The sequence below is a fragment of the Rhizobium sp. WYCCWR 11152 genome (genome assembly GCF_013087615.1).
Classification (GTDB): Bacteria; Pseudomonadota; Alphaproteobacteria; order Rhizobiales; family Rhizobiaceae; genus Rhizobium; species Rhizobium indicum.
Genome location: NZ_JABFCP010000020.1, coordinates 385,354 through 409,059, shown reverse-complemented (window position 1 = coordinate 409,059; position 23,706 = coordinate 385,354). Strand labels below are relative to the sequence as shown.

General features: G+C 61.4%; 24 protein-coding genes. 8 read left to right on the top strand and 16 right to left on the bottom strand.

The genetic code is table 11. The features are described from left to right. Window positions 1-35 precede the first annotated feature (35 nt). Entirely contained in the window at window positions 36-458 is a 423-nt protein-coding gene (locus G9X67_RS29375; protein ID WP_003543982.1) for a glyoxalase/bleomycin resistance/extradiol dioxygenase family protein, read from the bottom strand. A 129-nt stretch (window positions 459-587) separates the two neighbouring features. Next, window positions 588-821: a hypothetical protein gene (locus tag G9X67_RS29370; protein WP_017962593.1), complete on the bottom strand. Its 234-nt coding sequence runs from the start codon at window positions 819-821 to the stop codon at window positions 588-590. A gap of 137 nt (window positions 822-958) precedes the next feature. Between G9X67_RS29370 and G9X67_RS29365 the strand changes: the two genes are divergently transcribed. Together G9X67_RS29365 and G9X67_RS29360 are read left to right on the top strand one after the other, a co-directional pair. Further along, on the top strand, window positions 959-1,879 hold the full coding sequence (locus tag G9X67_RS29365) for a CoA ester lyase (protein WP_138331949.1): 921 nt from the start codon (window positions 959-961) through the stop codon (window positions 1,877-1,879). Next, entirely contained in the window at window positions 1,879-2,085 is a 207-nt protein-coding gene (locus G9X67_RS29360) for a DUF1737 domain-containing protein (protein WP_017962591.1), read from the top strand. Before G9X67_RS29365 ends, G9X67_RS29360 begins: the two co-directional genes overlap by 1 nt. A gap of 102 nt (window positions 2,086-2,187) precedes the next feature. Here G9X67_RS29360 and G9X67_RS29355 read toward each other — a convergent pair whose 3' ends face one another. Next, window positions 2,188-2,625, bottom strand: a complete 438-nt coding sequence (locus tag G9X67_RS29355) for a metallopeptidase family protein (protein WP_003543974.1) — start codon at window positions 2,623-2,625, stop codon at window positions 2,188-2,190. 161 nt (window positions 2,626-2,786) lie between these two features. Between G9X67_RS29355 and G9X67_RS35180 the strand changes: the two genes are divergently transcribed. From G9X67_RS35180 to bfr, 5 genes are all read left to right on the top strand, one after another. Then, a complete protein-coding gene (locus G9X67_RS35180; protein ID WP_246705461.1) occupies window positions 2,787-3,731 on the top strand; it encodes a hypothetical protein in 945 nt (314 codons plus the stop codon). Then, on the top strand, window positions 3,643-5,187 hold the full coding sequence (locus G9X67_RS29350; protein ID WP_348649131.1) for a DNA polymerase Y family protein: 1,545 nt from the start codon (window positions 3,643-3,645) through the stop codon (window positions 5,185-5,187). Before G9X67_RS35180 ends, G9X67_RS29350 begins: the two co-directional genes overlap by 89 nt. Next, complete coding sequence (locus G9X67_RS29345) at window positions 5,184-8,648, top strand: error-prone DNA polymerase (protein ID WP_171600276.1); 3,465 nt, start codon at window positions 5,184-5,186, stop codon at window positions 8,646-8,648. The genes G9X67_RS29350 and G9X67_RS29345 overlap by 4 nt, the downstream gene beginning before the upstream one ends. A gap of 123 nt (window positions 8,649-8,771) precedes the next feature. Further along, window positions 8,772-9,170: a (2Fe-2S)-binding protein gene (locus G9X67_RS35175; protein WP_018244118.1), complete on the top strand. Its 399-nt coding sequence runs from the start codon at window positions 8,772-8,774 to the stop codon at window positions 9,168-9,170. Beyond that, window positions 9,136-9,621: a bacterioferritin gene (gene bfr, locus G9X67_RS29335; protein ID WP_171600274.1), complete on the top strand. Its 486-nt coding sequence runs from the start codon at window positions 9,136-9,138 to the stop codon at window positions 9,619-9,621. The genes G9X67_RS35175 and bfr overlap by 35 nt, the downstream gene beginning before the upstream one ends. A gap of 162 nt (window positions 9,622-9,783) precedes the next feature. Here bfr and G9X67_RS29330 read toward each other — a convergent pair whose 3' ends face one another. From G9X67_RS29330 to rsfS, 6 genes are all read right to left on the bottom strand, one after another. After that, window positions 9,784-10,317, bottom strand: coding sequence for an RNA pyrophosphohydrolase (locus tag G9X67_RS29330; RefSeq protein WP_171600273.1), 534 nt, complete (start codon window positions 10,315-10,317; stop codon window positions 9,784-9,786). Between the two features lie 49 nt (window positions 10,318-10,366). Then, a complete protein-coding gene (locus G9X67_RS29325) occupies window positions 10,367-11,563 on the bottom strand; it encodes a divergent polysaccharide deacetylase family protein (protein WP_171600272.1) in 1,197 nt (398 codons plus the stop codon). Between the two features lie 77 nt (window positions 11,564-11,640). Then, window positions 11,641-12,963, bottom strand: coding sequence for a S41 family peptidase (locus G9X67_RS29320; RefSeq protein ID WP_003543943.1), 1,323 nt, complete (start codon window positions 12,961-12,963; stop codon window positions 11,641-11,643). After that, window positions 12,953-14,353, bottom strand: a complete 1,401-nt coding sequence (locus G9X67_RS29315) for a murein hydrolase activator EnvC (protein ID WP_138331943.1) — start codon at window positions 14,351-14,353, stop codon at window positions 12,953-12,955. Before G9X67_RS29315 ends, G9X67_RS29320 begins: the two co-directional genes overlap by 11 nt. 173 nt (window positions 14,354-14,526) lie before the next feature. Next, on the bottom strand, window positions 14,527-15,009 hold the full coding sequence (gene rlmH / locus G9X67_RS29310; protein ID WP_171600271.1) for a 23S rRNA (pseudouridine(1915)-N(3))-methyltransferase RlmH: 483 nt from the start codon (window positions 15,007-15,009) through the stop codon (window positions 14,527-14,529). A gap of 117 nt (window positions 15,010-15,126) precedes the next feature. Next, entirely contained in the window at window positions 15,127-15,570 is a 444-nt protein-coding gene (gene rsfS / locus G9X67_RS29305; RefSeq protein WP_032984631.1) for a ribosome silencing factor, read from the bottom strand. A 210-nt stretch (window positions 15,571-15,780) separates the two neighbouring features. Between rsfS and G9X67_RS29300 the strand changes: the two genes are divergently transcribed. Then, complete coding sequence (locus G9X67_RS29300) at window positions 15,781-16,158, top strand: winged helix-turn-helix domain-containing protein (RefSeq protein ID WP_027668016.1); 378 nt, start codon at window positions 15,781-15,783, stop codon at window positions 16,156-16,158. On the opposite strand, the gene modC is transcribed toward G9X67_RS29300, so the two are convergent. The 7 genes from modC to obgE all read right to left on the bottom strand — a co-directional run bounded on the left by modC (window position 16,159) and on the right by obgE (window position 23,643). Then, a complete protein-coding gene (modC, locus tag G9X67_RS29295; protein ID WP_171600270.1) occupies window positions 16,159-17,226 on the bottom strand; it encodes a molybdenum ABC transporter ATP-binding protein in 1,068 nt (355 codons plus the stop codon). Beyond that, window positions 17,223-17,924 (bottom strand): molybdate ABC transporter permease subunit, encoded by a 702-nt coding sequence (modB, locus tag G9X67_RS29290; RefSeq protein ID WP_171600321.1) that lies wholly within the window; start codon window positions 17,922-17,924, stop codon window positions 17,223-17,225. The genes modC and modB overlap by 4 nt, the downstream gene beginning before the upstream one ends. Before the next feature lie 257 nt (window positions 17,925-18,181). Beyond that, window positions 18,182-18,973: a molybdate ABC transporter substrate-binding protein gene (gene modA / locus G9X67_RS29285; RefSeq protein WP_138331940.1), complete on the bottom strand. Its 792-nt coding sequence runs from the start codon at window positions 18,971-18,973 to the stop codon at window positions 18,182-18,184. Window positions 18,974-19,497: 524 nt separating this feature from the next. Then, the gene (locus G9X67_RS29280; RefSeq protein ID WP_138331939.1) at window positions 19,498-20,160 is read right to left on the bottom strand and encodes a nicotinate-nucleotide adenylyltransferase; all 663 of its coding nucleotides are present in this window, start codon (window positions 20,158-20,160) and stop codon (window positions 19,498-19,500) included. Continuing rightward, window positions 20,135-21,418, bottom strand: coding sequence for a glutamate-5-semialdehyde dehydrogenase (locus G9X67_RS29275; protein ID WP_138331938.1), 1,284 nt, complete (start codon window positions 21,416-21,418; stop codon window positions 20,135-20,137). The genes G9X67_RS29280 and G9X67_RS29275 overlap by 26 nt, the downstream gene beginning before the upstream one ends. Next, a complete protein-coding gene (proB, locus tag G9X67_RS29270; protein ID WP_138331937.1) occupies window positions 21,411-22,580 on the bottom strand; it encodes a glutamate 5-kinase in 1,170 nt (389 codons plus the stop codon). The genes G9X67_RS29275 and proB overlap by 8 nt, the downstream gene beginning before the upstream one ends. After that, window positions 22,567-23,643, bottom strand: a complete 1,077-nt coding sequence (gene obgE / locus G9X67_RS29265; RefSeq protein WP_171600269.1) for a GTPase ObgE — start codon at window positions 23,641-23,643, stop codon at window positions 22,567-22,569. Before obgE ends, proB begins: the two co-directional genes overlap by 14 nt. Window positions 23,644-23,706: the final 63 nt, after the last annotated feature.

Here is a 23,706-nt window from a genome sequence, read left to right as displayed (position 1 = left end):
ACGTTTCGCGCGGTCCGCTCAATTGCGCCTGTCCCTTATTTGGACGCTGCGTTCAACCCCCAGAGGACGCCGAACGGATCACGAAGCTGGCCATAGCGGTCGCCCCAGAACATCAGTTCGACCGGCATGACGACTTCGGCGCCGGCGGCAACCGCGCGATCCCACCAGAAATCGATATCATCGATCACCAGCTGGATTGCAAAGCCTTCATGGCCTTTGAAGGGATGGCCATATTCGGGATAGGCGTCCGACAGCATCAGGGAACTGCCGTTGATGTAGAGATGCACATGCATCGTTCTGCCGCTCTCGTCGACCGGCACGAGATATGCCTCTTCGGCGCCGAAAGCCTTCTTGTAGAATTCCGCAGCTTTCACCGCGCCGCCGACCGTAAGATAGGGCAGCAGGCCGTTCTTGACCGGTGGCATCTTGGTCGGGTTGCTCTCTGTCGTCGCATCCATGCTTGTCCTCCATTCGTTTTTTGAACGCCGGCTGAATGCCTGGCTGCTTCAAGGACGTAGCATGGAAGCGTGATCCGACAGTGTCGGCCGAAATTTTTCGGCGAACCAAAATTTTCAGCAAAAAGGTGATCAGAGATCGATGATCGTGCCGCGGCCGTCGTTCCAGACCCGCATCTCGCGCTGGCCGTTATTTGCCTTGGCGCGGACCGGAGCGGGCTTCATCTTCATCGAAAGCGCGCGTCCGACCATGAGCACGGTCAGGATGCCGCCGACGGCAAGCGTCACTGAAAAGGTGAGAAGCAGCATCGCCACGAAAACGGTGGCGCCGGCAAGCATGAGGAAGATGGAGCGAATGTTCTGCATGTTAGAGACCTTTCTTCGGAAAGGAATGTGGTCCTTCTCTTTCCTCTCTGCAAGGCAAGCATGGCTTTTTGTTGTTCTGTGGGAGGTTCTGGGGTGGGCTGCTTGCTTCGGCTTTCAAAGCTTGGCAGTAATTCGCCATGAGCCGAAACCCGACGACCCGCCCCATCCGCCTGCGCCGTTCGGTGCTGAGCGTGCCTGCCATCAATCCCCGCGCCCTTGAAAAAACCCATGCGGTCGATTGCGATGCGGTGATCTTCGATCTCGAGGATTCCGTGGCGCCGGAAAAGAAGGCGGAAGCGCGGGAAAATCTGAGGAATTTCTTTTCGGCTCGGCCGCTCCAAGGCAAGGAGCGGATCATCCGCATCAACAGTCTGTCCACCAATTTCGGCCTGGCGGACATGGAGCTGGTGACGGCGCTTGGTCCCGATGCCGTGCTGCTGCCGAAGGTCGACGAGCCGCAGGATGTCATGGCGGTGGGCGACCTTCTCTCCGAGGCCGATGCATCGGAAGATCTGCGCATCTGGGCGATGATCGAGACACCGCGCGGCATCCTCAATGCGGCTGCTATCGCCGAAGCCGGGCGCACGCCGGGCTCACGGCTCGATTGTCTCGTCGTCGGGCTCAACGACCTGCGCAAGGAAACCGGCGTGCTGCCGCAGCCGGGGCGGAACTATCTCGTGCCGTGGCTGATGCAGGTCGTCCTTGCGGTCAGCGCTTACGGGCTCGATGCGATCGACAGCGTCTTCAACGATTTCAGGGACGAACAGGGTTTCGATGCCGAATGTCTGCAGGGCCGGGCCATGGGCTTTGCCGGCAAGATGCTGATCCATCCGGCGCAGATCGAGCCCGCCAACCGGCATTTCGGTCCGGATCCGGCAGCGATTGCGGAAGCGGAGGCGATCATAGCAGCCTTTGCCGACCCCGCTTCCGATGGGCTGAATGTCATCAATGCAGGCGGGCGGATGGTCGAGCGGCTGCATCTTGTCCAGGCGGAAAGTCTGGTCCATAAAGCGCGCCTTAACGCAGCCCGCCAGGCTGCAGCACGAAAGACGATGTGATGAAACTCTACCGCTTCCTGACCGGTCCCGACGATGCTTCCTTCTGCCATAAGGTCACCGCCGCCCTCAACAAGGGCTGGTCGCTGGAGGGCTCGCCGACCTATGCCTTCAATGCCGCAACCGGTGCGATGCAGTGCGGCCAGGCCGTCGTCAAGCATGTCGAAGGCAAGGACTACGATCCCGAGATGAAGCTCTCCGAGCAGTGAGGTTTTAGCGCATAACCCCCGAAAATCGTAATCGATTTTCGGGGGTTATGCGTGATTGAAAGTGATAGAGCGTCCTTAGCGCGTCCTTGGACGCGCGGCGCTCTATCGTTCGGCGGCTTCCTCGGCGCTTGCCTCGATCCGCTCCATGTCATCGTCGCTCAGCCCGAAATGGTGGCCGATCTCGTGGATCAGGACGTGGGTGATGATGTCACCGAGCGTCTCGTCGTTTTCAGCCCAGTAGTCGAGAATGGGACGGCGGTAGAGGCGGATGCGGTTCGGCATCTCGCCGGTTTCCACCGTGAAACGTTCGGAAATGCCCCTGCCCTCGAAAAGGCCGAGCAGATCGAAAGGGGTTTCCAGCGCCATGTCCTCGAAAACGTCGTCATCGGGGAAATCTTCGATCTCGATCGTGAGGTTGGTCGTCAGTTGGCGGAATTCATCCGGGAGATGGCTGTAGGCCTCCATCGCCAGCGACTCGAAGGCGCTGATCGTCGGCGCATGGCGGTCCCGCCAATCATCGCTCTGGTCTATGCGGGCCATGAATATTCCTTCCTTTGCGGGCCCATATAGAACCTTTATCGCCGATTTTCGAGTGCGGAATCAAAGGCAGGAATATTTTCATAGAAAATGGCCGTTGACTCTTCATTAGCTCTCTGGAATCTATAAGAACATAACAGGAACAAGACGGATTGGAGAACGCCATGGCGCAGCACGCCCTGGCGCGCGAGCGGCTTTTTGCGCTCCGCGAAACCATCGCCAGACTGGAGGGAAGGCCCGCGCCGGCGCTTGCTGCAGCGGAACGGGAAGCCGTGGCGGAAGGACGTAAGACCCGCCAGGAGCGCACGCTGCCGCCCCTGCCGTTTGGGGTGGAGTTTCTCGACGGGGCGCTGGAAGGCGGCCTGCCGCTCGATGCGATCACCGAATTCCGTTCCGCTCTGTCTCGCGATGCCGGTGCTGCAAGCGGGCTGGCGATGGCTGTTGCCGCGCGGCTGCAAAAACAGGAAGCGGATGCCGGCCGCCTTCTGCCGTTGCTCTGGATCGGCGATGCCGTCGGCACGCTGGAGGCCGGCCGTCCCTATGCCCCCGGGCTTCGGGATTTCGGACTGAGCCCGGAGCGGTTTTTCCATGCGGCGCCGCGTAAGCTGGACGAGGCCCTCTGGCTGGCGGAGGTGGCGGTGGAAAGCGCTGCCTTCTCGGCCGTCATCTTCGAAGTGCGGGGCAATCCCGTCCATTTCGGCCTGACCGAAAGCCGCCGGCTCAGTCTCAGGGCGCATACTGCCCGCCGTCCGCTCTTTCTTGTCCGTCAGGCCGGAGCGGAGGAGGCAAGCAGTGCGGTCTTCCGTCTGCATGTCGAACCAGCCCCGTCCGCTCTGCGGTCGTTGCCGGATGGATCGACACTTTCCGGCAGCATCGGCAATCCGATTTTCCGTCTGACGCTGGAGAAGAGCCGAAATCCGGCCCCGCTCTCCTTTCTTCTGGAGTGGAATCCCTATGAACGCGAATTTCTCCCTGTCGCCGAACCAAACCTCGTTCGTCCTCCAAGCGAACAGTCAGCGCATTCTGGCGCTCAGCTTCCCGCATCTGCCAACGGATCGCATCGCTCGCAAGCGATGGGGGCTCTCCTGGCGTTCGAAAGGGCGTCCTGAGACGCCGCCTATCGTCTGTTCCGGCAAGCTCAACAATGCCATGCGGCTGACGGCACTGGACGAGTTGGCCGAAAGGCTGGGGTTGAGGAAGGAGCTGGGCGTTGCCGAAGCGCGCGCCATGTACCCGATGCTCGAGGTCGCGGAAGAGAATACGGCGGCCGACCGCCGGTTGCTGGAGGCAATTGCCGACTGGTGCGACCGCTATACGCCGCTGGTGGCGTTTGACGGCAAGGACGGCCTGTTTCTCGACATTAGCGGCTGCGCCCATCTTTTCGGCGGTGAAAAGGCGCTTCTCAAGGATGTGCTGTCGCGGCTTTTTCATATGGGGTTCGATGCCCGCGGTGCGATCTCATCGTCACCCGGCCTTTCCTGGGCCGCGTCCCGCTTCGGGCAAGGCGGCGTGATCGAGGACGAAGAGACGGAACATGTGCTGATGTCCTTGCCGGTTGCAGCCTTACGGCTGGAAGGACAAGCCGTCGATGCCCTGAAGAAGCTCGGTCTGAAATATATCGGCGACGTCATCGATGCACCGCGAGCGCCGCTGACCCGCCGGTTCGGCCCGGAGCTGCTTCTGCGTCTCGACCAGGCGCTGGGACGTGAAGAGGAGCCGGTCTCGCCCCGGCGTCCTGTTGCCAGCCTCTCGGCCGAAAGCCGGCTGATCGAGCCCATCGGGACGGAAGAGCAGATCCTTGCCGTCACCAGGCAGGTCGCCTTATCGCTGCAGCCGTCGCTGGAGGCGCGGGGGGCTGGCGGGCGGGTGTTCGAACTGGTCCTGTTCCGCGTCGACGGCAGGGTCTTTCGTATCTCCGTCGGTGCTTCGCAGCCGCTTCGCGAACCAAAGTTCATCGCCGGGCTTTTTTCCGAGCGATTGCAGGCGGTCTATGACGATCTCGATGCCGGCTATGGCTTCGAGATCCTGCGGTTGAATGTGCTGCGGCACGATCCCTTCAACGAGACGCAGGGTGATTTCGAGGGCGACCGGCAGGGGGAGATCTCGCTTTCGGCCTTCGTCGACCGGGTCTCGGCCCGGCTTGGTGCGGATTGCCTGCAAAGCTTTCAGCTCCGCGAGAGCCATGTACCGGAACGCGCCGTCATCACGGTTCCTGTGATGGAGAGCCTTCCCAGGCGGAAGATAGCGCAGGACATCCAGCTTCCTTTCCGCGAAGAGCGCCCGCTGCGGCTCTTTGCAACGCCGGAGCCCGTCGAGACCATACTTGCTGAAGTGCCCGATGGTCCGCCGCAGATCTTTCGCTGGCGGCGCATGCAGCATCAGGTGGCAAGAAGCGAAGGGCCGGAACGGATTGCCATGGAGTGGTGGATCGATGGAAGTGACGCCGAGGCGCGTGACTATTTCCGCATCGAGGATGAGACTGGACATCGTTTCTGGATCTATCGGCGGGGCTTTTATGGTCAGGCGCTTGATCCTCGCTGGTTCATGCATGGCGTGTTCGCATGACAATCGCGCGCGCATTCTTCGAGATCGGCACGAGGACGAATTTCTCGTTTCTTGAGGGCGCCTCTGGCCCTGAGGAGATGGTCGTGCAGGCCGCTCGTCTACGGCTCGGCGGCCTCGGGATTGCGGACCGGAATTCGGTTGCCGGCGTGGTGCGAGCGCATGCGCAGGCGGAGCAGCTTGAGGAGAGATACAAGAACAGGGATGAGATTCTGGCCCAGGCGAAGAGGGAAGGAAAAGAGGAGGAGATCCTCGATCCTATCCGGATTCAGCCGGGCGCTCGTCTCGTCTTTTCCGACGGAACGCCTGATATCCTTGCCTATCCGCAAAACCGGCGAGGCTGGGCGAACCTTTGCCGTCTTCTCACCGCCGGCAATCTGAAGGAGGAAGCGGTCAAGGGAAGCTGCATCCTGACGGAAGCGGAACTCATGGAATGGGGGGACGAGATGATGCTTGCCCTCGTTCCGGATCGCACCCGTGTCGATCATCAGGCGGGTCAGTCGACGCTGGAAGATTATCTGGAACGGTTTCGCAGACGCTTCCGCAAGGCCTTTTTTATGGCGCTGGCGCCAGCCTATGACGGTCGCGACAGGCAGGTCTTTGCGGTGTTTTCCATGCTCGCCGCCCGAAACCGCGTGCCGCTGATTGCAACCAACCAGCCGCTTTATCATCATCCCGAACGCCGGCCGCTTTCGGATGTCGTGATCGCGATCCGGGAGCATGTACAGATAGCGCAAGCCGGATTCCTGCTGGCGCCGAATGCCGAACGCTATCTCAAGGATTCACGTGAAATGGCCCGGATCTTCCGGGACTACCCTGATGCGATCGAGAATACGCAGGTATTTTTCGACAGCTTGACCTTTTCCCTGAAGGAACTCGAGCACAATTATCCGCCGGAAAACGATCCCGGCGAAACGCCGCAGGAGACTCTCGAAAGGCTGACGAGAGCGGGAGCGGCAAGACGCTATCCCAAGGGTATCCCGCCCAAGGTGGCGCCACAGATCGAGTATGAACTCGATCTCATTAAAAAAAAGAAGTATGCCTCTTATTTCCTCACGGTTCACAGGATCATCCAGCACGCCCGCTATGAACTGAAGGTCTTGTGCCAGGGGCGCGGATCGGCGGCAAATTCGGTCATCTGCTATTGCCTCGAGATAACGGAAGTCGATCCTCAAAAAAGCACACTGCTCTTCGACCGCTTCATTTCTATGGATCGCGATGAACCGCCGGATATCGACGTTGATTTCGAGCATGATCGACGCGAAGAGGTCATCCAGTTCATCTATAAAAGATACGGCATAGAACATGCTGGGCTGACGGCGGGGGTGACGACCTACCGTACGCGCTCGGCGGGCCGCGAGGTTTCCAAGGCCTTTGGGCTGTCGGAGGATGTCCAGTCGGCGATCAGCAGCCTCGTCTGGGGCTGGTCGGAGGATAATCTCTCGGAGCGGGACGCGAAGGCGGCGGGTCTCGACGTCAAGGATCCGGTGACCCGAAACGTTCTTCAGTATGCTTCCGAACTTCTCGGCTTCCCGCGCCACCTCACCCAGCATGTCGGTGGCTTCGTCATCACGCGCGATAGGCTCGACGAGGTGGTGCCGATCATGAAGACGGCGATGCCGGATCGCTACATGATCGAGTGGGACAAGGACGACCTCGACAACGTCAAGATCCTCAAGGTGGATGTGTTGGCGCTCGGCATGCTGACCTGCCTGCGAAAGGCCTTCTCGCTGCTGGAGTTGCATTACGATGTGAGGAAGACGCTCGCAGACCTCGGTAACAAGGAGCATGGGGACGAAGGCGAGCCGGTTTACGAGATGATGGGCCGGGCCGATACGCTCGGCGTCTTCCAGATCGAAAGCCGGGCGCAGATGAGCATGCTGCCGCGTCTGAAGCCGAAGGTGTTCTACGATCTCGTCATCGAGGTGGCGATCGTGCGGCCAGGACCGATCCAAGGCGACATGGTGCATCCCTATCTCAAGCGCCGGGAGCAGCGGGCCAAGAACATTTCGATCAAGTATCCGAGCAAGGAGCTGGAAACGGTTCTGGAAAGAACCCTCGGCGTGCCCTTGTTCCAGGAACAGGCCATGCAGATCGCCATCACTGCCGCAGGTTTCGAACCGGCGGAAGCCGACAAGCTTCGCAGAGCGATGGCGACATTCAAGAGAACGGGTACGATCGGTAACTTCGAAAAGCGGTTCATCGAGGGGATGGTCTCAAAGGGTTATACCCAGGAATTCGCGCAACAGTGTTTCAACCAGATCAAGGGCTTCGGCGAATATGGTTTTCCGGAAAGCCATGCCGCTTCCTTCGCGCTGCTCGTTTATGCCTCCTCATGGCTCAAGGCTTATTATCCCGATGTCTTCTGCGCGGCGATGCTGAACTCCCAGCCGATGGGCTTTTATGCGCCGGCGCAGCTGGTCCGGGATGCACGCGAGCACGGGGTCAAGATCCTGCCGGTCGATATCAATGAATCGAACTGGGATTGCGGTCTGGAAGAGGCCGCTTTCGATCGGAATGCTATCGATTTTCGGCATCATGAGATGCGCGAGATCATCAAGACCCGGCATGCGGTGCGGCTCGGCTTCCGGCAGATCAAGGGCCTTTCGATAGACGATATGAAACGGCTCGTCAGCAATCGAGGCAAAGGCTACAGTTCGGTGCGGGATCTCTGGCTGCGGTCCGGTCTGCAGAAATCGATCATCGAGCGACTGGCGGATGCCGATGCGTTCCAGTCCCTCAAACTGTCACGACGCGACGCGCTCTGGGCGGTGCGGGCGCTGGATGTGAGGAGCGCAACCGAAGAGCTGCCGCTTTTCGAGCAGGTCCGTCATGTCGACCTCCAGGCCGAGCCTTTAGCGAAGCTGCCGGAAATGCTGCCGGGAGAGCAGGTCATCGAGGACTATCGTTATCTCTCACTGTCGCTGAAGGCGCACCCCGTCTCCTTCCTGCGTGAGGAATTGCGCAAGGCTGGCGTGACGCGCAATGTCGATCTGTTGAAGGTCGCGAACGGAAAGAGGGTGACGATCGCGGGCCTCGTGCTGGTGCGCCAGCGGCCGGGTTCGGCCAAAGGCGTGATCTTCATGACGCTGGAAGACGAAACCGGCGTGGCCAATGCGATTGTCTGGTCGAAAGTGTTCGACAAATACCGCTCGGTCGTGATGGGCGCCCGGCTGGTGAAAATCCGCGGCAGGCTGCAAAGCCAGAGCGGGGTGATCCATACCGTCGTCGAGCATATCGAGGACATGACGCCGGCGCTCGGTATCCTGCAACGCGAGGCCCGGCGTTTCGGCGTCTGCGAGCGGGCAGACGAGGTGCTGAGGCCGGGCGTCGATCAGCGACAGAAAAAGCTTGTAAATGCGCAGGAGAGGGCGGAGTTGGAAAAACGAATGGTTGCCACAGGCCGCCATGCGGGTGCGGCGGAAACCGCTGAGGTAATGCCGCGCGGACGCAACTTTCATTAAAAATGCATTGCAGCGATCAAGACCATGCGGCGCGCCTTCATTTGCCTTATGGCGTCATCATCCTGAAACCGCTGCATAATCCCGGACGATATGCATGAAGGCCTCACCGGACACCGCTGTTTGATGCTGCGGGACTCGAATTTTTTCTTGACAGCCACCATCTTCTTTAGCAGAAAACACGATAGTCAGTGTCATGTTTGGAATGAAGACGTGCTCGTCTGCAGCTGCAATTATATAACCGATAAAGAAATCCGGGAGGTTATCACCAACCTTCTCGATGAAGACTGTTGGCAGCTTATCGTGCCTGCGAAAGTCTACCACGCCATGGAGAAACGCGGCCGCTGCTGCGGCTGTTTCCCCAACGTGGTCGACATCATTATCCAGACAACCGAGGAATATCACGCCCGTCGCCACTCGACGGAGACCGAAATATTTGATTTCATGTCCCGCTTGAAACAATTCCATGAGGAAAACAGGAGAGCGGACATTGAAAGGCGACAAAAAGGTCATCGAGCGGCTTAACGAGGCTTTGTTCCTCGAACTCGGTGCGGTCAACCAATATTGGGTTCATTATCGTCTTCTTGAGGACTGGGGTTACACCAAGCTCGCCAAGAAGGAGCGCGCCGAATCCATCGAAGAGATGCACCATGCCGACCGGCTTATTGCACGCATCATCTTCCTCGAAGGCCATCCCAATCTGCAGACCCTTGCACCTCTGCGCATCGGCCAGAACGTCAAAGAAGTTCTGGAAGCCGATCTTGCCGGCGAGTACGACGCCCGCGCGGCCTACAAAAAGTCGCGCGATATCTGTCATGACGCAGGCGATTACGTTTCCATGAAACTTTTCGAGGAGCTGCTGGCGGACGAGGAAGGTCATATCGACTTCCTCGAAACACAGATCGACCTGCTCGAGAAAATCGGCGAGAGCAAATACGGCCAGCTCAACGCCGATTCCGCCAACGAAGCCGAATAATATTCGAACGAGATGCCGGCCGCCGATGGCGGCCGGTGTTAGTTATCGAATTATCCGCTGCCAGCCATCGCGATCGGCTGCATCAAACCGGATCGAAACCGGCCCTTATTTCCATCTGCTGAAATTAAACGGAGCTGATCAATCACGATCAGGCTGTATCGATCAGTCTTCCGATTGTAGGGCTGCTAGATGCTGGAACTCGGCCACCACCTGGTCGTAGACGGCGCGCTTGAAGGACACGATCAGCCCCGGCAGCTGCTGCATCGGCTTCCATTCCCAGGCATCGAATTCCGGCTCGTGGCCGCCAGGCGGCGGGTTGATGGCGATCTCGCTGTCGTCGCCGTCGAAGCGGAAGGCGAACCAGCGCTGCGTCTGGCCGCGGAATTTTCCCTTCAGCCCGATGCCGATCAGCGCCGGCGGCAGATCGTAGTTGATCCAGTCTTTCGCTTCGGCAAGCAGGGTCACCGTCTCGATGCCGGTCTCCTCGTAAAGCTCGCGGTAGGCGGCGTCCAATGGATCCTCGCCCTTGTCGATGCCTCCCTGCGGCATCTGCCAGAGCTGCGGCGAGCCATCATATTCGGAATTGCCGTCGGAGATGCGTCTTCCCGCCCAGACGAGGCCATCGCGGTTCAGGATCATCACGCCGACGCAGGGGCGGTAGGGCAGATCCTCGGCTTTCACGGTCGCCTGGCTCATCTCTTCTCCGTTCTGGGATTCTTCTCAGGGGTTCACTCAAGGATCCCTCTCAAGGATTCTTGGGGTCGTTGGAAAGGGCGGCAACGCCGACGATCTCGATGCCGCGCATCGCCGCCTCCTCGCTCCATTTGGCGATGGCGTCAACGCTCTCATCGAAAGCCGAAGCGACGCCGATCGCCTGGCCGTTCTTGCGGGCGATGCGCTCGAGCTCGTCGAGCTTCTTCAGGACGGCGTTGATATCGAGCTGGCCGTCGAGCTGCAGGTCGGCGAAGGCATAGGGCAGTTCCGTTCCCTTGGCGATCGCCGCCGTCTTCGACTGCGCCGATGTGCCGTCGTCGAGAAACAGCAACCCGCGCTTGCCGATGTCGCGCATGACAGGTTCCATGGCGGCGGGGTCGGACAGGAAACGGCCGCCGAGATAGTTCATGACGCCGGTATAGTTGGTGATCTCGCCCATCGCCTTGTGCAGGTTCTCGATGTTGCGGGCAGCCGGTTTCGTGGTCAGCAGCGTTTTGGGGCCTGGATCGTTCGCCGGGTAATCAAAGGGTTCGAGCGGCACCTGGAGAAGGATTTCGTGACCGCCGCGGCGGGCTTCCTGCATCCAGCGCTGCAGGCTGTTGCCGCTTGCAGCAAAGGCGAAGGTGATCTCCTCGGGGAGGTCGGCGATGGCGCGCTGCGTTCCGGTCTGGCTGAGCCCGAGGCCGCTGACGACGATGGCGATGCGGACGCCGCGCGCGCCGGACGAGGGACGCGCATATTGATCCATCGGCCGCCGGCCATCGGGGCCGACGATCGGCAGCCTGCCAAAGGGCGTCTCTTCGAGCAGTGCTTCATTGGGCTGGGCTGCCATGCGCGGATCCTGGCCGATCTGCATGGCGTCGACCAGCACAGGCCCGCCGCCGTCGCGTGGGCGGGGACTGTATTTGGTGACGACCGAGCCGTCGCCGGTGACCATCTGCTCGACATTGGCGCCCGAGCGCGGGTCGGTGCGGGGCATGCCGTCTGCCGCTTGGCCCGTGGTGGCCGTCGGCGGCTGAGGCGCATTGGCAGGGGGTGTTGCGGCTTGTTCGGCCGCCGGCGGTTTGGTGCGTTCGAGCTCATCGCCGCGAAATGCCGTATAGAGGGAAAAGCCGCCTATTGCGAAAAGACAAAGACTGGCGGCGATACGGCCGAGGCGCAGGACACCTGGGCGCCGGCTGCCGGTTTTGCGGTTGCGGCCCAAAGGCGCATGCAGGTCCGTTCCCAATTTTTCGCCCGCTCCAAAACCGGGAAACAGCAGAAAGGCTCAAGGCCGGACGAGGTGCCCGGCCTTGAGCTGATCGATTACTTGGCGACGACGGCCTTGTCCGGGTTCGGCGGGAAGGCCGGATCGGTCTTCTTGCCGCGCAGAAGGTCGAGCGCGTAGTTCAGCTGAACGTCGTCCTTCGGGTCAGGCGGGACGTAGGCAACGGAGCCCGAACCTTCGTCCGTCTCGCTCTGGCCCTTGATGTGGCCGCGCAGGCTGGATTCGCCTTCGGTCACCATCTTGCCCTGCAGTTCCTCCGGCAGCGGCTCCTCGACCTTGATGTCGGGGGTGATGCCGGTGCCTTGGATCGAGCGGCCCGACGGCGTGTAGTAGAGCGCCGTGGTCAGGCGCAGCGCGCCGTTTTCACCGAGTGGGATGATCGTCTGGACGGAGCCCTTGCCGAAGGAGCGCGTGCCGAGAACGGTGGCACGGCGCAGATCCTGAAGAGCGCCAGCGACGATTTCCGATGCGGAAGCCGAACCGCCGTTGATCAGCACGATCACCGGCTTGCCATCCGTCAGATCGCCCGGGCCTGCATTGAAGCGGCGGGTTTCATCGGGATTGCGGCCGCGGGTCGAAACGACTTCGCCGCGCTGCAGCAGCGCATCGGAGACGTTGATCGCCTGGTCGAGAAGACCGCCCGGATTGAGGCGCAGGTCGAGAACATAACCCTTCAGTTTGTCGGCCGGAACGGTGTCCTTGATCTTCTTGATCGCCTTTTCCATGTCGGGATAGGTCTTCTCGGTGAAGGAGATGATGCGGAGATAACCGACATCGTCCTCGACACGCGACTTGACTGCCTGGACGGCGACGACGTCACGGACGATCGTCAGTTCGATCGGCTTGTCGGCACCCTTGCGGATCAGCGTCAGTTTGATCGGCGTGTTGACGGCGCCGCGCATCTTCTCGACGGCGTCTTCCAGCTTCAGGCCCCGCACCGACTGGCCGTCGATCTCGGAGATGTAGTCGCCGGCGAGAACACCGGCCTTGGCGGCGGGCGTATCGTCGATCGGGGTGATGACCTTGACGAGTTCGTCTTCCATCGTGACTTCGATGCCGAGGCCGCCGAACTCACCCTTGGTCTGGGTGCGCATGTCCTCGGCGTCCTTCGCATTCATGTAGCTCGAATGCGGATCGAGCGAGGAGAGCATGCCGTTGATGGCGTTCTCGATCAGCTTGTCTTCCGCGGGCGGCGTCACATATTGCGCACGCACACGCTCGAAGACATCTCCGAAAACCGAAAGTTCCTTGTAGGTCGAGGATCCGGCCGCTTCTGCCGGCACACCCGCCGAGTAAATGACGCTCATTGCGGTCGCACCCATCAATGCGCCGACCAGAACAAGAGAAGCCCTACGAATCATTGCGTGCCTTTCCAGTGTCTTTGGCGGTCCACCACGGCCGGGAATCGACCGGTTTACCGTCCTTTCGAAATTCAATGTAAAGCGTTGGCCGGTTCGTTTCCAGCGCCAATGCAGTTGCGCTTGCCACTCTTTTCGCGCCCATCACGGCAAGCGGCTCGCCGGAGAAAACGAATTTTCCCTGACGGGTATTGATCGTATCCATTCCCGAGAGAACCAGGTGGTATCCATCGCCCGCGTCGAGGATGATCATCTGGCCGTAACTGCGGAATGCGCCGGCGAAAACCACCAGACCATCCGCAGGCGCCGTCACCACTGTCTCTGGATTGGTGGCGACCGTCATTCCCATGGCCTCGTGCCCGGTGCCGTCGGCATCGCCGAACTGGCGCAGGATATCGCCCGTAACGGGCACCTCCAATTTCGCCTTCAATTCTCCGAAGGGATATGCGGGCGCAATGCGGTTTTTATCGGGCACGCCGCTGTCGGCAAGCGCCTTGGCCTGGGCGCGCTGCTCGTCCGTCAGCAGCTTGCGGTTCTCCTCGGCCTGACGGGCGGCAGCGGCGGCATCCCGCACCGAAGCGATCTCGGATTCCATCGAGGCGACCAGGCCTTCAAGGCTCGTCGCCTTGCCCGCCAACTCCTCGGAACGTTTCCTTTCTGCTTCCAGTTCGGCGGCGTTGCTGCGGCTGAGCTTGTCGTTTTCGGCAAGCAGCAGGTCCATGCGCCGCTCTTCCTCGATGCCATCAGTCATCGTCCCGGTCAGCGAGGCCTTCTCGGCAGCACTTGCGGTCTGCAATGCGGCGAGGCTTGCGAGGTCTGCGGCAAGCTTGTCGGTTTCCTTGCGGATGCCGGGCACGACGGCGCCGAGCAGAATGGCGCTGCGCACGGAGGCGAGCGCGTCATCGGGGGTAACGAGCAAAGCGGGCGGCGGATTGCGGCCCATACGCTGGAGCGCTGCCAGCACCTCGGCCAGCAGGCCGCGGCGCTCGTGCAGGGAACGGCGGATGCCATCCTCCTTGACGCCAAGATCGGCAAGCTTCTTCTCGCTTTCGAGGATCTGCTTTTCGAGCGTCTTGCGGCGGGCGGCGGAATCAATCAGTGCCTGGCGGATGCTTTCCGTGCTCTTTTCGAGATCGGCAATGCTCTGCTGAAGCGCACTCACTTTGTCGGTGGAGAGGCTGATCGTTTTCGACAGGGTTTCGAGTTCGGCACGAGTCTGATCACGCTTGGTGGCAAGTTCGGCCGCCGGATCGGGCGGCGGCGGCTCGGCTGCCGGCTGCGGTGCTGATTGTGCCGCCTCGGGCGCGGCATCCTGCGCCCGGACGATGAACGGATTTGCCGACACGACAATCGCCGCTACACCGACGCCGGCCGCGATAGCCGGCAGGATCATGCGGGGTCGCCTGGTGGATGCTCTCGTCATGCGTGTTGGGGCACTTTCTCAAATCGCGCGGAGACTAAGCTGATTTGGTGCGCTTTGCCATAACGTTTGCAGGAGAACGGGCTGCCTAGCAAAACACGGCTGCGTGACATTGCGATTGTCGACGCATCGGGGCCGACGCGGCATCAGACGCGGTGATAGGGGTGGCCGGACAGGATGGTGACGGCGCGATAGAGCTGCTCGGCGATCAGTGTGCGCACGAGCTGGTGCGGCCAGGTCATTTTGCCCAGGCACAGCGTGGCGTCGGCACGGTCGTAAAGGGAGGGATCGAGGCCATCGGCGCCGCCGATCGCGATGGTCAGATCGCGTTTGCCCTGGTCGCGATAGGAGCCGAGCAGGTTTGCGAAGGCTTCGCTGTCGAGCGCCTTGCCGCGTTCATCGAGAAGAATGAGGATACTGCCATCGGCAAGCGATTTCAGAAGCATCGCCGCCTCATCCCGCTTGCGGGTCTCCGCATTGGACGCGCGGCTTTCGCCAACTTCGGCAACACGGGTCAGTTCGAGGCCGACGGCAGGGCCGGCCTTGGCGAAACGGTCGAAATAACGGGCGGCAAGATCCTTTTCAGGGCCGGACTTCAGCCGTCCCACCGCAAAAAGACCTATTCGCATTCATCCGCTCCCGCTCATGCAGCACATGGGGCGCACACCACGCCACCGGCCGGCTTATCTGTTTGCCGGCCAGCCAATGCCACGTCTCAGGCGCCGGACAGAATGCCGGCTCGCCTGTCAGTGCCGTGTTTCTTCATCCATATCCGGAGCCGCCCACATCTTTTCGATGTTGTAGAACTCGCGGATTTCGGGACGGAACACATGCACGATAATGTCACCGGTGTCGATCAGGACCCAATCGCCGCCTTCCTGACCTTCGACGCGGGCCGTACCGAGGCCGTCGTCCTTCAGGTCGGTGAGCAGGTGATCCGAGATCGCCATGACATGTCTGTTCGAGCGGCCGGAGACGACGATCATGTAGTCTCCCAGGGCCGATTTTCCGGCAATGTCGATGGTGACGATATCTTCAGCTTTGGAGTCCTCGAGGCTTGCGAGGACGGTTTCTAGGGCACGGGCGGCGGCATCGGCGCCACGTTCCGCACTCTTCGGGATAACGGCAAGCGTTTTTCCCTTGGCGTGTACTGTTGTCAGTGCTTTCCCTTTCCTGGAATGACAAACTATGCACAACACAGATCCGATCGAGACCGGATCATGGTTAAGATAGGCATCAAACCATTAATGTTTCAAGACATGCTAAGGTACAGAACGGCCGAAAATCCGCTCTACCGTTCGAATTGAAGTATTTGACTGCTTGGGGCGGCCTTGTGCGGGCGGTGTACAGTTTCCATGCCGCAGCGTAAAGTGCGGCAAATTCCACGATCTCCAGATTCAATGACCGACTCAGCCGCAAAAACACTCGTGCCCGTCCTGCGAATCAGTTTCCCGGACGAGGATCGTCTTGGCCATGGCAAGATGGAACTGCTGGAGCATATCCGCCAGACCGGATCGATCTCGGCGGCTGGGCGGGCGATGGACATGTCTTATCGGCGGGCATGGCTGCTGGTCAGCGAGATGAACCGGATGTTTAACGAACAGGTGGTGGAATCGCAGCGCGGCGGGCAAAAGGGCGGCGGCGCGGTGCTGACGCCGTTCGGCGAGGAATTGCTCGAGCGTTTCCGTCGGATGGAAAAGACGGTGCGCACCAGCCTTGCCGAGGACCTCGCCTGGCTCGAGGCCAAGCGCAACCTGCAGCAGGGCGAGCGCGGCTAATCAGGCCTCCAGGGCAACCGTCTTGATGACGGCGAAGACCGCCCTTCCCGGTTGAAGATCCAGACGCTCGCAGGACAGCGTGGTGATCCGGGAAAGAATGATATCGCCGCCGCAATCGAGCCGGATTTCCGCCGTTCCGTCCTCGGTCGACGACATCCCGTCTATCCTTGCTTCCAGGATATTCAGCGCGCTCAGCCCCTCGGGCCTTGCTGTCGCCAGCATGACATCGCGGGAGGGAATGCGGATGCGGACCGATTTGCCGGGCGCAAGGGCCGCACCCGGAATATGGAGCTGACAGGATTTCAGCGCGACCGTCGATAGATGGTGCCGCGCATCGAAGCTTTCCACCGTGCCTTCCAGCAGTGCGCCCGCTTCCCGCCGGTCGGAGGCGGTGGAGGGGCGGCTCAATATGTCTATAGCGGGGCCCGTCGCTTCCACCTTGCCGTCATGCATGACGACGACTTGGTTGGCCAGCCGTGCCACCTCGGCGATCGAGTGGCTGACATAGACGATCGGGATGTCGGTTTCGTCGCGCAATCGCTCCAGATAAGGCAGGATCTCGGCCTTGCGCGCCTCGTCGAGGGCGGCGAGCGGCTCGTCCATCAGCAGAAGGCGGGGCGAGGAGAGAAGGGCGCGGCCGATGGCGACGCGCTGCTTCTCGCCGCCTGAGAGTTTCGAGGGGCTGCGCTCCAGCAGCGTCTCGATGCCGAGCAGGTCGACGATGTGATCGAAGCTCTCGCCGCGCGCCGTTCTCGCCGCGAACCAGCGGCCATAGAATAGATTGGCGCGAACGCTGAGATGCGGGAAAAGCCGCGCTTCCTGAAAGACATAGCCGAAGCGGCGGCGATGTTTCGGGACGAAGATGCCGGTTTCGGTTTCGGTCAAGGCCTCGCCGTCGAGGACGACGCGACCTTCGTCCGGGCGGGCGAGGCCGGCGATGATGCGGATCATCGAGGTCTTGCCGGAGCCGGAGCGGCCGAACAGCGCGGTGACGCCGCGCTCGGAGGTAAAGGCGGCATCGAGCGAAAAGGCGCCGAGCCTCTGTTTTGCCGCGACGATCAGCGTCATTCCGGATCGATCCTCCGGCCGGCGAGGTGGGCGAGGAATTCGGAGGCGAGCAGGGCGGCCATGGAAATGACGACGGCGACGAGCGTCAGGCGGAGCGCGCCGGCATCGCCGCCCGGCACCTGGGTGAAGGTGTAGATCGCCGCCGACAGCGTCTGGGTTTCGCCCGGAATGTTGGAGACGAAGGTGATCGTCGCGCCGAATTCACCCATCGCCTTGGCAAAGGAAAGGATCATGCCGGCGATGATGCCGGGCAGGGTCAGCGGCAGGGTGATCGTCAGGAAGACCCAGACAGGGCCGGCGCCGAGCGTTCCGGCCGCTTCTTCCAGCTTGCGGTCGACCGCCTCGATCGACAGGCGGATGCTACGCACCATTAGCGGAAAGGCCATGACGGCGCAGGCCAAGGCCGCGCCCGTCCAGCGGAAGGAGAGAACAATGCCGAAATACTCGTCGAGCAGGCTGCCGATCGGACCGCGGCGGCCAAACAGGATGAGGAGAAGAAAACCCGTGACGACCGGAGGCAGGATTAGCGGCAGATGAACGACGCCATTCAGCACCGATTTGCCCCAGAAGCGGCCGCGGGCAAGCAGCAGAGCGACGAGGATGCCGAAGGGCAGGCTCGCCAGCATGGCGACGATCGAGACGCGCAGGCTGAGCAGGATCGCCGTCCATTCCTCATTGCTCAAGCCCAGAGCGTCCAACAAGCGCTTTTATTCCTCTCAAAAATGAAGGCTCGCACATGCAAGCCGTTGTTGCCAAATCTCGCTCTTTACTCGGCGTCATCCTCGGGCTGATGCCGAGGATCTGCTGCCTATCCAAAATCGACCGGATGCAGATGCTCGGGACAGGCCCGAGCATGACGATAGAGGAGTTGGCGGCCTTCGTCAGTAGACTGAAGCATCGTGATGTGAGCCTCAAGTCAGGCACTGACGTGCAAATCCGCAATCACCTCAGCTTATCACTTGAGAATGGTGAAACCCTGCGCCGTGAAGAAGGCGGCTGCCTTGTCGGATTTCAGGAAGTCGAGATAGGCTGATGCATCCGGGTTCTTGCTCTCGGCGAGGATTGCGATCGGATAGATGATCGGCGGATGGGAATCGGCGGGGAAGGTGCCGACGATGGCAACACCCTTATCGGCTGCGGCATCCGTCTGGTAGACAATGCCATAAGGCGCTTCGCCGCGCGAAACGAGGGCAAGGGCAGCGCGCACGCTTTCGGCGCCGGCGACCTTGGTTTCGACCGATTTCCAGACGCCGAGCTTTTCGAGCGCGGCCATGCCGTATTTACCGGCTGGAACCGATTTCGGCTCACCCATGGCAAGCCTGCCGTCACCCAAAAGGCCGGCAAGATCGAAGCCTTGCTTGATCTCGACCGGTTTTGCCTTGTCCTTTTCGGCAACGAGCACGATGCGGTTGCCGAGCAGGTTGGAACGGGTATCGGCCTTGATCAGGTTCTTCTTGGCGACGTAATCCATCCAGTCGAGGTCGGCCGAGATGAAAATATCGGCGGGGGCCGCGTTTTCGATCTGCTTGGCCAGCGCGCCGCTCGCCGCATAGGAGGTGACGGCGTCCTTGCCGCTTTCCTTCGTCCAGGCGGCATTGGCGGCGTCGAGTGCATCCTTGAGGCTCGCCGCCGCAAAGACGGTGAGTTTTTCGGCTGCGGCGGCAGGCGCCGGAAGCGCTGCTGCGCCAAGCCAGAAGGCCATGATCGCGGCGGTTGCCAGTTTCATCCATCGGCGGCGGTTTTGCATGATTCATTCCCGGAGTTCGAAATATTGAGACGAATATAACGGGCGAGGCATCTTGGCTAGGGATATATCCAGGAAAATATAACCGTATTGGACTGCGGTGTCCGCAACGACCATGGTTACGCGTTGTCGAAGTGCATGGCTTGAGCCGCAGCGTGAGATCCATAGGGTTGAAATACTTGAGCGACAGGTTGGCAAACCGCAGGGACTCCCGGCGGCAGAGCATGCTCCGTCGATTTCTGCCAAGAAAAACGGCAATGCCAAAGCCATGAGGCTGCGCAGGATTGCACGCGATGCATTGCTGCAATGCACCAATCGATATTCATCTTCCTGCGAAATATGCTACAACACACTCATCGAAACGGCTTCTCCTCCTCCCATAGCCGTTCGGTAGGATCGACAACACTCCTCCTCCCAGTTGTCGATCGAGTTTATAAGCCCGACGGATCCTCCCCCGTCGGGCTTTCTCGTTTTCGGGATCTTCTGAAATCAGGCCAGCGCATGCGTCTTGCTGGGCGCGCGGCGCTCTATTCGGCGTCGCTGTGCGACGAGCCGTTGCGGATTGCCGTCGAGCTCAGGCCGGAGCGCGGTCCGTGGATGAAGGTCCAGGCCGGGGCACGTTTCTTCCAGAGAACACGGGCATCGTCCTCGTCGACACGGGCGAAATCGAAGGTCCTGGCCATTTTCGAGGAGAGGAAGGACAGCGTCGCGCCCGGCCGGTCGATCACCGCGATCGGGAAGGTGCGGGCAATCTCCTGCCATTTCTGCCATTTATGAAAGGTCTGCAGGCTGTCTGCGCCCATGATCCAGATGAAATGCACATGCGGATTGCGGGCCTTGACGCGGGCAAGCGTGTTGGCGGTGTAGCTGGTGCCGAGCGTCTGTTCGAAGGCGGTGACCTTGATGCGGGGATCGGGGGCAACATGCTCGCTTTCGGCAATGCGCTCGGCAAGCGGTGCGAGCTGGTTGCGGCTCTTCAGCGGATTGCCGGGGGTGACCATCCACCAGAGCTGGTCGAGGCCGAGACGCTTGATGGCGATCTCGGCGACGAGCGCGTGGCCCTGATGCGGCGGATTGAACGAACCGCCGAACAGACCGACGACCATGCCGCGCTCGCTGTGCGGCATGCGGAGATAGTGCCGGTCCACATTCTCGGTCGTCACGTCAGGGCCGCGTCTGTCCGGCACCATGCACCCGATATTTGAAGGAGGTGAGCTGTTCGACGCCGACGGGGCCGCGGGCATGCATCTTGCCGGTGGCGATGCCGATTTCCGCACCCATGCCGAACTCGCCGCCATCGGCAAACTGCGTCGAGGCATTGTGCAGCAGGATCGCCGAATCGACCTCGGTGAAGAAACGCGCGACGACGTCAGGGTCCTCGGCGATGACCGCCTCGGTGTGGTTCGAGGAATATGTCTGGATATGGGCGATGGCGCCCGATATGCCGTCGACGACGGCAACCGAAATGATCGCATCGAGATATTCGGTCGACCAGTCCTCCTCGGTCGCGGGCTTCATGCCGGGTGCAACCTTCAGCACCGTTGGCGAAGCACGGACCTCGCAGCCGGCCTCTGTCAGAATCTCGAGCAGCGGCGTCAGATGCGTGCCGATCGCAGCACCATCGACGAGCAGGGTTTCGACTGCGCCGCAGATGCCGGTGCGGCGCATCTTGGCGTTGACGATGATCTTTTTCGCCATTTCGATATCGGCCGAGGCATCGACATAGATATGGCAAAGGCCTTCGAGATGGGCAAAAACCGGCACGCGGGCCTCGCTCTGCACGCGGGCAACCAGGCTCTTGCCGCCGCGCGGCACGATGACGTCGATCGCGCCGTCCAAGCCGCGCAGCATGGCGCCGACGGCAGCGCGGTCGGTGACCGGCACGAGCTGGATAGCATGCTCTGGAAGTCCCGCCGCCTTCAGGCCTTCGACCAGGCAGGCATGGATAGCCTGCGATGAACGGCGCGAATCCGAGCCGCAACGCAGGATGACGGCATTGCCCGCCTTGAGGCAGAGGGCGCCGGCATCGGCGGTGACGTTCGGCCGGCTTTCGAAGATCACGCCGATGACGCCGAGCGGCGTACGGACGCGCTCGATCTTCAGGCCGTTCGGCCGGTCCCAGGCAGCGATGACTTCGCCGACCGGATCGGAAAGGGCGGCGATGGCGCGGATTCCCTCGGCCATTTCGGCGATGCGCTTGTCGTTCAGCGTCAGCCGGTCGACGAAGGAAGCGAGCATCTCGGTGCCTTCGATGTCCTTCAGGTCCTTGGCGTTCTCGGCAAGAATCTGCGCCTTGTTCGCCAGGATCGCATCGGCCATGGCATTCAGCGCGCTGTTCTTCGCCTCGGTGGACGCAAAGCCCAGCGGTCGTGCGGCAGCCTTTGCCTTGCGGCCGATGTCGTTCATCAGCACGTCAATGTCAGGGCCCGGCGCAACGGTATCAAGCATAGCTCGCGTCCTTCTTCTGCCTTTCCGATTTCGAACCGACCTGCGCGGTCATCACCATGTCGTCGCGATGGACCATGGCGGCGCGCCCGGCATAGCCGAGAATGGCCTCGATCTCTGCCGACTTGCGGCCGGCAATGCGACGGGCGTCGTCGGCATCGTAGCTTACCAGACCGCGGGCGATCTCGCGGCCGGCCGGACCGATGATCGCCACCGTGTCGCCGCGGCTGAAGAGGCCGGAAACGCTGCGAACGCCAGCAGGAAGCAGGCTCTTGCCGGCCCCGAGGGCTGCGACGGCGCCGTCGTCGACATGCAGTTCGCCGGCCGGCTGCAGCTGCCCGGCAATCCAGGTCTTGCGGGCGGTCACGGGTGTGCCCGATGGCGCGAACCAGGAGGAACGCGCGCCGTTTTCGATCGCCGACAGAGGGTTGTCGGTCTTGCCGGAGGCGATGATCATGGCGCAGCCTGATGCGGTCGCAATCTTGCCGGCATCGATCTTGGTGCGCATGCCGCCGCGCGAAAGCTCGGAGGCCGCACCTCCGGCCATCGCCTCGATCTCCGGGGTGATTGCGGCAATCGTTTCGAGGAACGTCGCGTTCGCATCGAGATGCGGCGGCGCGGTGTAGAGGCCGTCGATGTCGGAGAGAAGAATGAGCAGATCGGCGCCGGTCATCGTCGCGACGCGGGCGGCCAGCCGGTCGTTGTCGCCATAGCGGATCTCGCTGGTGGCGACGGTGTCGTTCTCGTTGATGATCGGCACGGCGCCGATCTTCAAAAGCTGATTGATGGTGGCGCGCGCATTGAGATAACGGCGGCGCTCCTCGGTATCGCCGAGCGTCAGCAGGATCTGGCCGGCGACGATCTCGTCGCGCGACAGGCTTTCCGACCAGGCGCGCGCCAGCGCAATCTGGCCGACGGCCGCCGCCGCCTGGCTTTCCTCGAGCTTGAGCGCACCTGACGGCAGGTCGAGCACCGAGCGGCCGAGCGCGATTGCGCCCGAGGAGACGACGAGCACATCGATGCCCTTGGCCTTCAGGCCTGAGATATCGGCGCACATGGCGTCGAGCCAGGCCTTCTTCAGCCCGGCCTTGCGGTCGACCAGAAGCGCGGATCCGATCTTGATGACGATGCGGCGGTAGCGGCCAAGCGGCTTACGGCTGGTCATCGTCCTCGCCCTCATCGGTGACGACCATGTCGCGATGGCGCAGCTTCGGCACCTTGGCCGGCTTTTCTTCGGTATTGGCCTCGACGATGATGTCGCGCAGCGCACGCAGCACCTCGGTCATGCCCTTGCCGGTGACGGCCGAAATCTGGAACGGCGTCTTGCCGCAGGCCTTGGCCAATTCCTTGGTCTTCTTCTTCAGTTCGGCATCGTCGAGCACGTCGATCTGCGACAGCGCCACGATCTCGGCCTTGTCGGTCAGATCGTTTCCATAGGCTTCGAGTTCGTGTTTGACCGTCTTATACGCCTTGCCGACCTTTTCCTCCCGGGCGGAGATGAGGTGGAGCAGCACGCGGGTGCGCTCGACATGGCCGAGGAAACGGTCGCCGATGCCGACACCTTCATGGGCGCCTTCGATCAGGCCCGGAATATCGGCAAGGATGAATTCGCGCTCGTCGATGGTGGCAACACCGAGATTGGGATGCAGCGTGGTGAAGGGATAGTTGGCGATCTTCGGCCGGGCCCGGGTGACTGATGCCAGGAAGGTCGACTTGCCGGCATTCGGCATGCCGACGAGGCCGGCATCGGCAATCAGCTTCAGGCGTAGCCAGATGGTCTTTTCCTCGCCGGGCAGACCGGGATTGGCCCAATCCGGCGCCTGGTTGGTCGAAGTCTTGAAATGGGCGTTGCCAAAGCCGCCATTGCCGCCATGGGCAAGGCAGTAACGCTGGCCTTCGACGGTCAGGTCGCAGATCAGCGTTTCCTGATCTTCCTCGAAGATCTGGGTGCCCACGGGAACCTTCAACGTCACGTCGCTTCCATTGGCGCCGGTGCGGTTCCTGCCCATGCCATGGGTGCCGATCGTCGCCTTGAAATGCTGCTGAAAGCGGAAATCGATCAGCGTGTTCAGGCCGTTGACGGTCTCGACCCAGACGTCGCCGCCGCGTCCGCCGTCGCCGCCATCCGGGCCGCCGAACTCAATGAATTTCTCGCGTCGGAAGGAAACGCTGCCGCCGCCGCCGTCCCCGGACTTGATATAGACCTTTGCTTCGTCGAGAAATTTCATTTTACTTCCAATATTCAGTGGCAGTTGGACGGCCCGTCTTGGCCCATTCGATATAGGCGGTTC

Coding starts and splice junctions, on each gene's coding strand:
- G9X67_RS29275 (WP_138331938.1), bottom strand. CDS start 21,418: ATGCTTGATACCGTTGCGCCGGGCCCTGACATTGACGTGCTGATGAAC.
- G9X67_RS29345 (WP_171600276.1), top strand. CDS start 5,184: ATGACAATCGCGCGCGCATTCTTCGAGATCGGCACGAGGACGAATTTC.
- G9X67_RS29375 (WP_003543982.1), bottom strand. CDS start 458: ATGGATGCGACGACAGAGAGCAACCCGACCAAGATGCCACCGGTCAAG.
- G9X67_RS29300 (WP_027668016.1), top strand. CDS start 15,781: ATGACCGACTCAGCCGCAAAAACACTCGTGCCCGTCCTGCGAATCAGT.
- G9X67_RS29365 (WP_138331949.1), top strand. CDS start 959: ATGAGCCGAAACCCGACGACCCGCCCCATCCGCCTGCGCCGTTCGGTG.
- modA (WP_138331940.1), bottom strand. CDS start 18,973: ATGCAAAACCGCCGCCGATGGATGAAACTGGCAACCGCCGCGATCATG.
- G9X67_RS29280 (WP_138331939.1), bottom strand. CDS start 20,160: ATGGTGCCGGACAGACGCGGCCCTGACGTGACGACCGAGAATGTGGAC.
- modC (WP_171600270.1), bottom strand. CDS start 17,226: ATGACGCTGATCGTCGCGGCAAAACAGAGGCTCGGCGCCTTTTCGCTC.
- proB (WP_138331937.1), bottom strand. CDS start 22,580: ATGACCAGCCGTAAGCCGCTTGGCCGCTACCGCCGCATCGTCATCAAG.
- G9X67_RS35180 (WP_246705461.1), top strand. CDS start 2,787: ATGGCGCAGCACGCCCTGGCGCGCGAGCGGCTTTTTGCGCTCCGCGAA.
- obgE (WP_171600269.1), bottom strand. CDS start 23,643: ATGAAATTTCTCGACGAAGCAAAGGTCTATATCAAGTCCGGGGACGGC.
- G9X67_RS29330 (WP_171600273.1), bottom strand. CDS start 10,317: ATGAGCCAGGCGACCGTGAAAGCCGAGGATCTGCCCTACCGCCCCTGC.
- G9X67_RS35175 (WP_018244118.1), top strand. CDS start 8,772: ATGCTGCGGGACTCGAATTTTTTCTTGACAGCCACCATCTTCTTTAGC.
- rlmH (WP_171600271.1), bottom strand. CDS start 15,009: ATGCGAATAGGTCTTTTTGCGGTGGGACGGCTGAAGTCCGGCCCTGAA.
- G9X67_RS29315 (WP_138331943.1), bottom strand. CDS start 14,353: ATGATCCTGCCGGCTATCGCGGCCGGCGTCGGTGTAGCGGCGATTGTC.
- G9X67_RS29360 (WP_017962591.1), top strand. CDS start 1,879: ATGAAACTCTACCGCTTCCTGACCGGTCCCGACGATGCTTCCTTCTGC.
- G9X67_RS29370 (WP_017962593.1), bottom strand. CDS start 821: ATGCAGAACATTCGCTCCATCTTCCTCATGCTTGCCGGCGCCACCGTT.
- G9X67_RS29355 (WP_003543974.1), bottom strand. CDS start 2,625: ATGGCCCGCATAGACCAGAGCGATGATTGGCGGGACCGCCATGCGCCG.
- G9X67_RS29320 (WP_003543943.1), bottom strand. CDS start 12,963: ATGATTCGTAGGGCTTCTCTTGTTCTGGTCGGCGCATTGATGGGTGCG.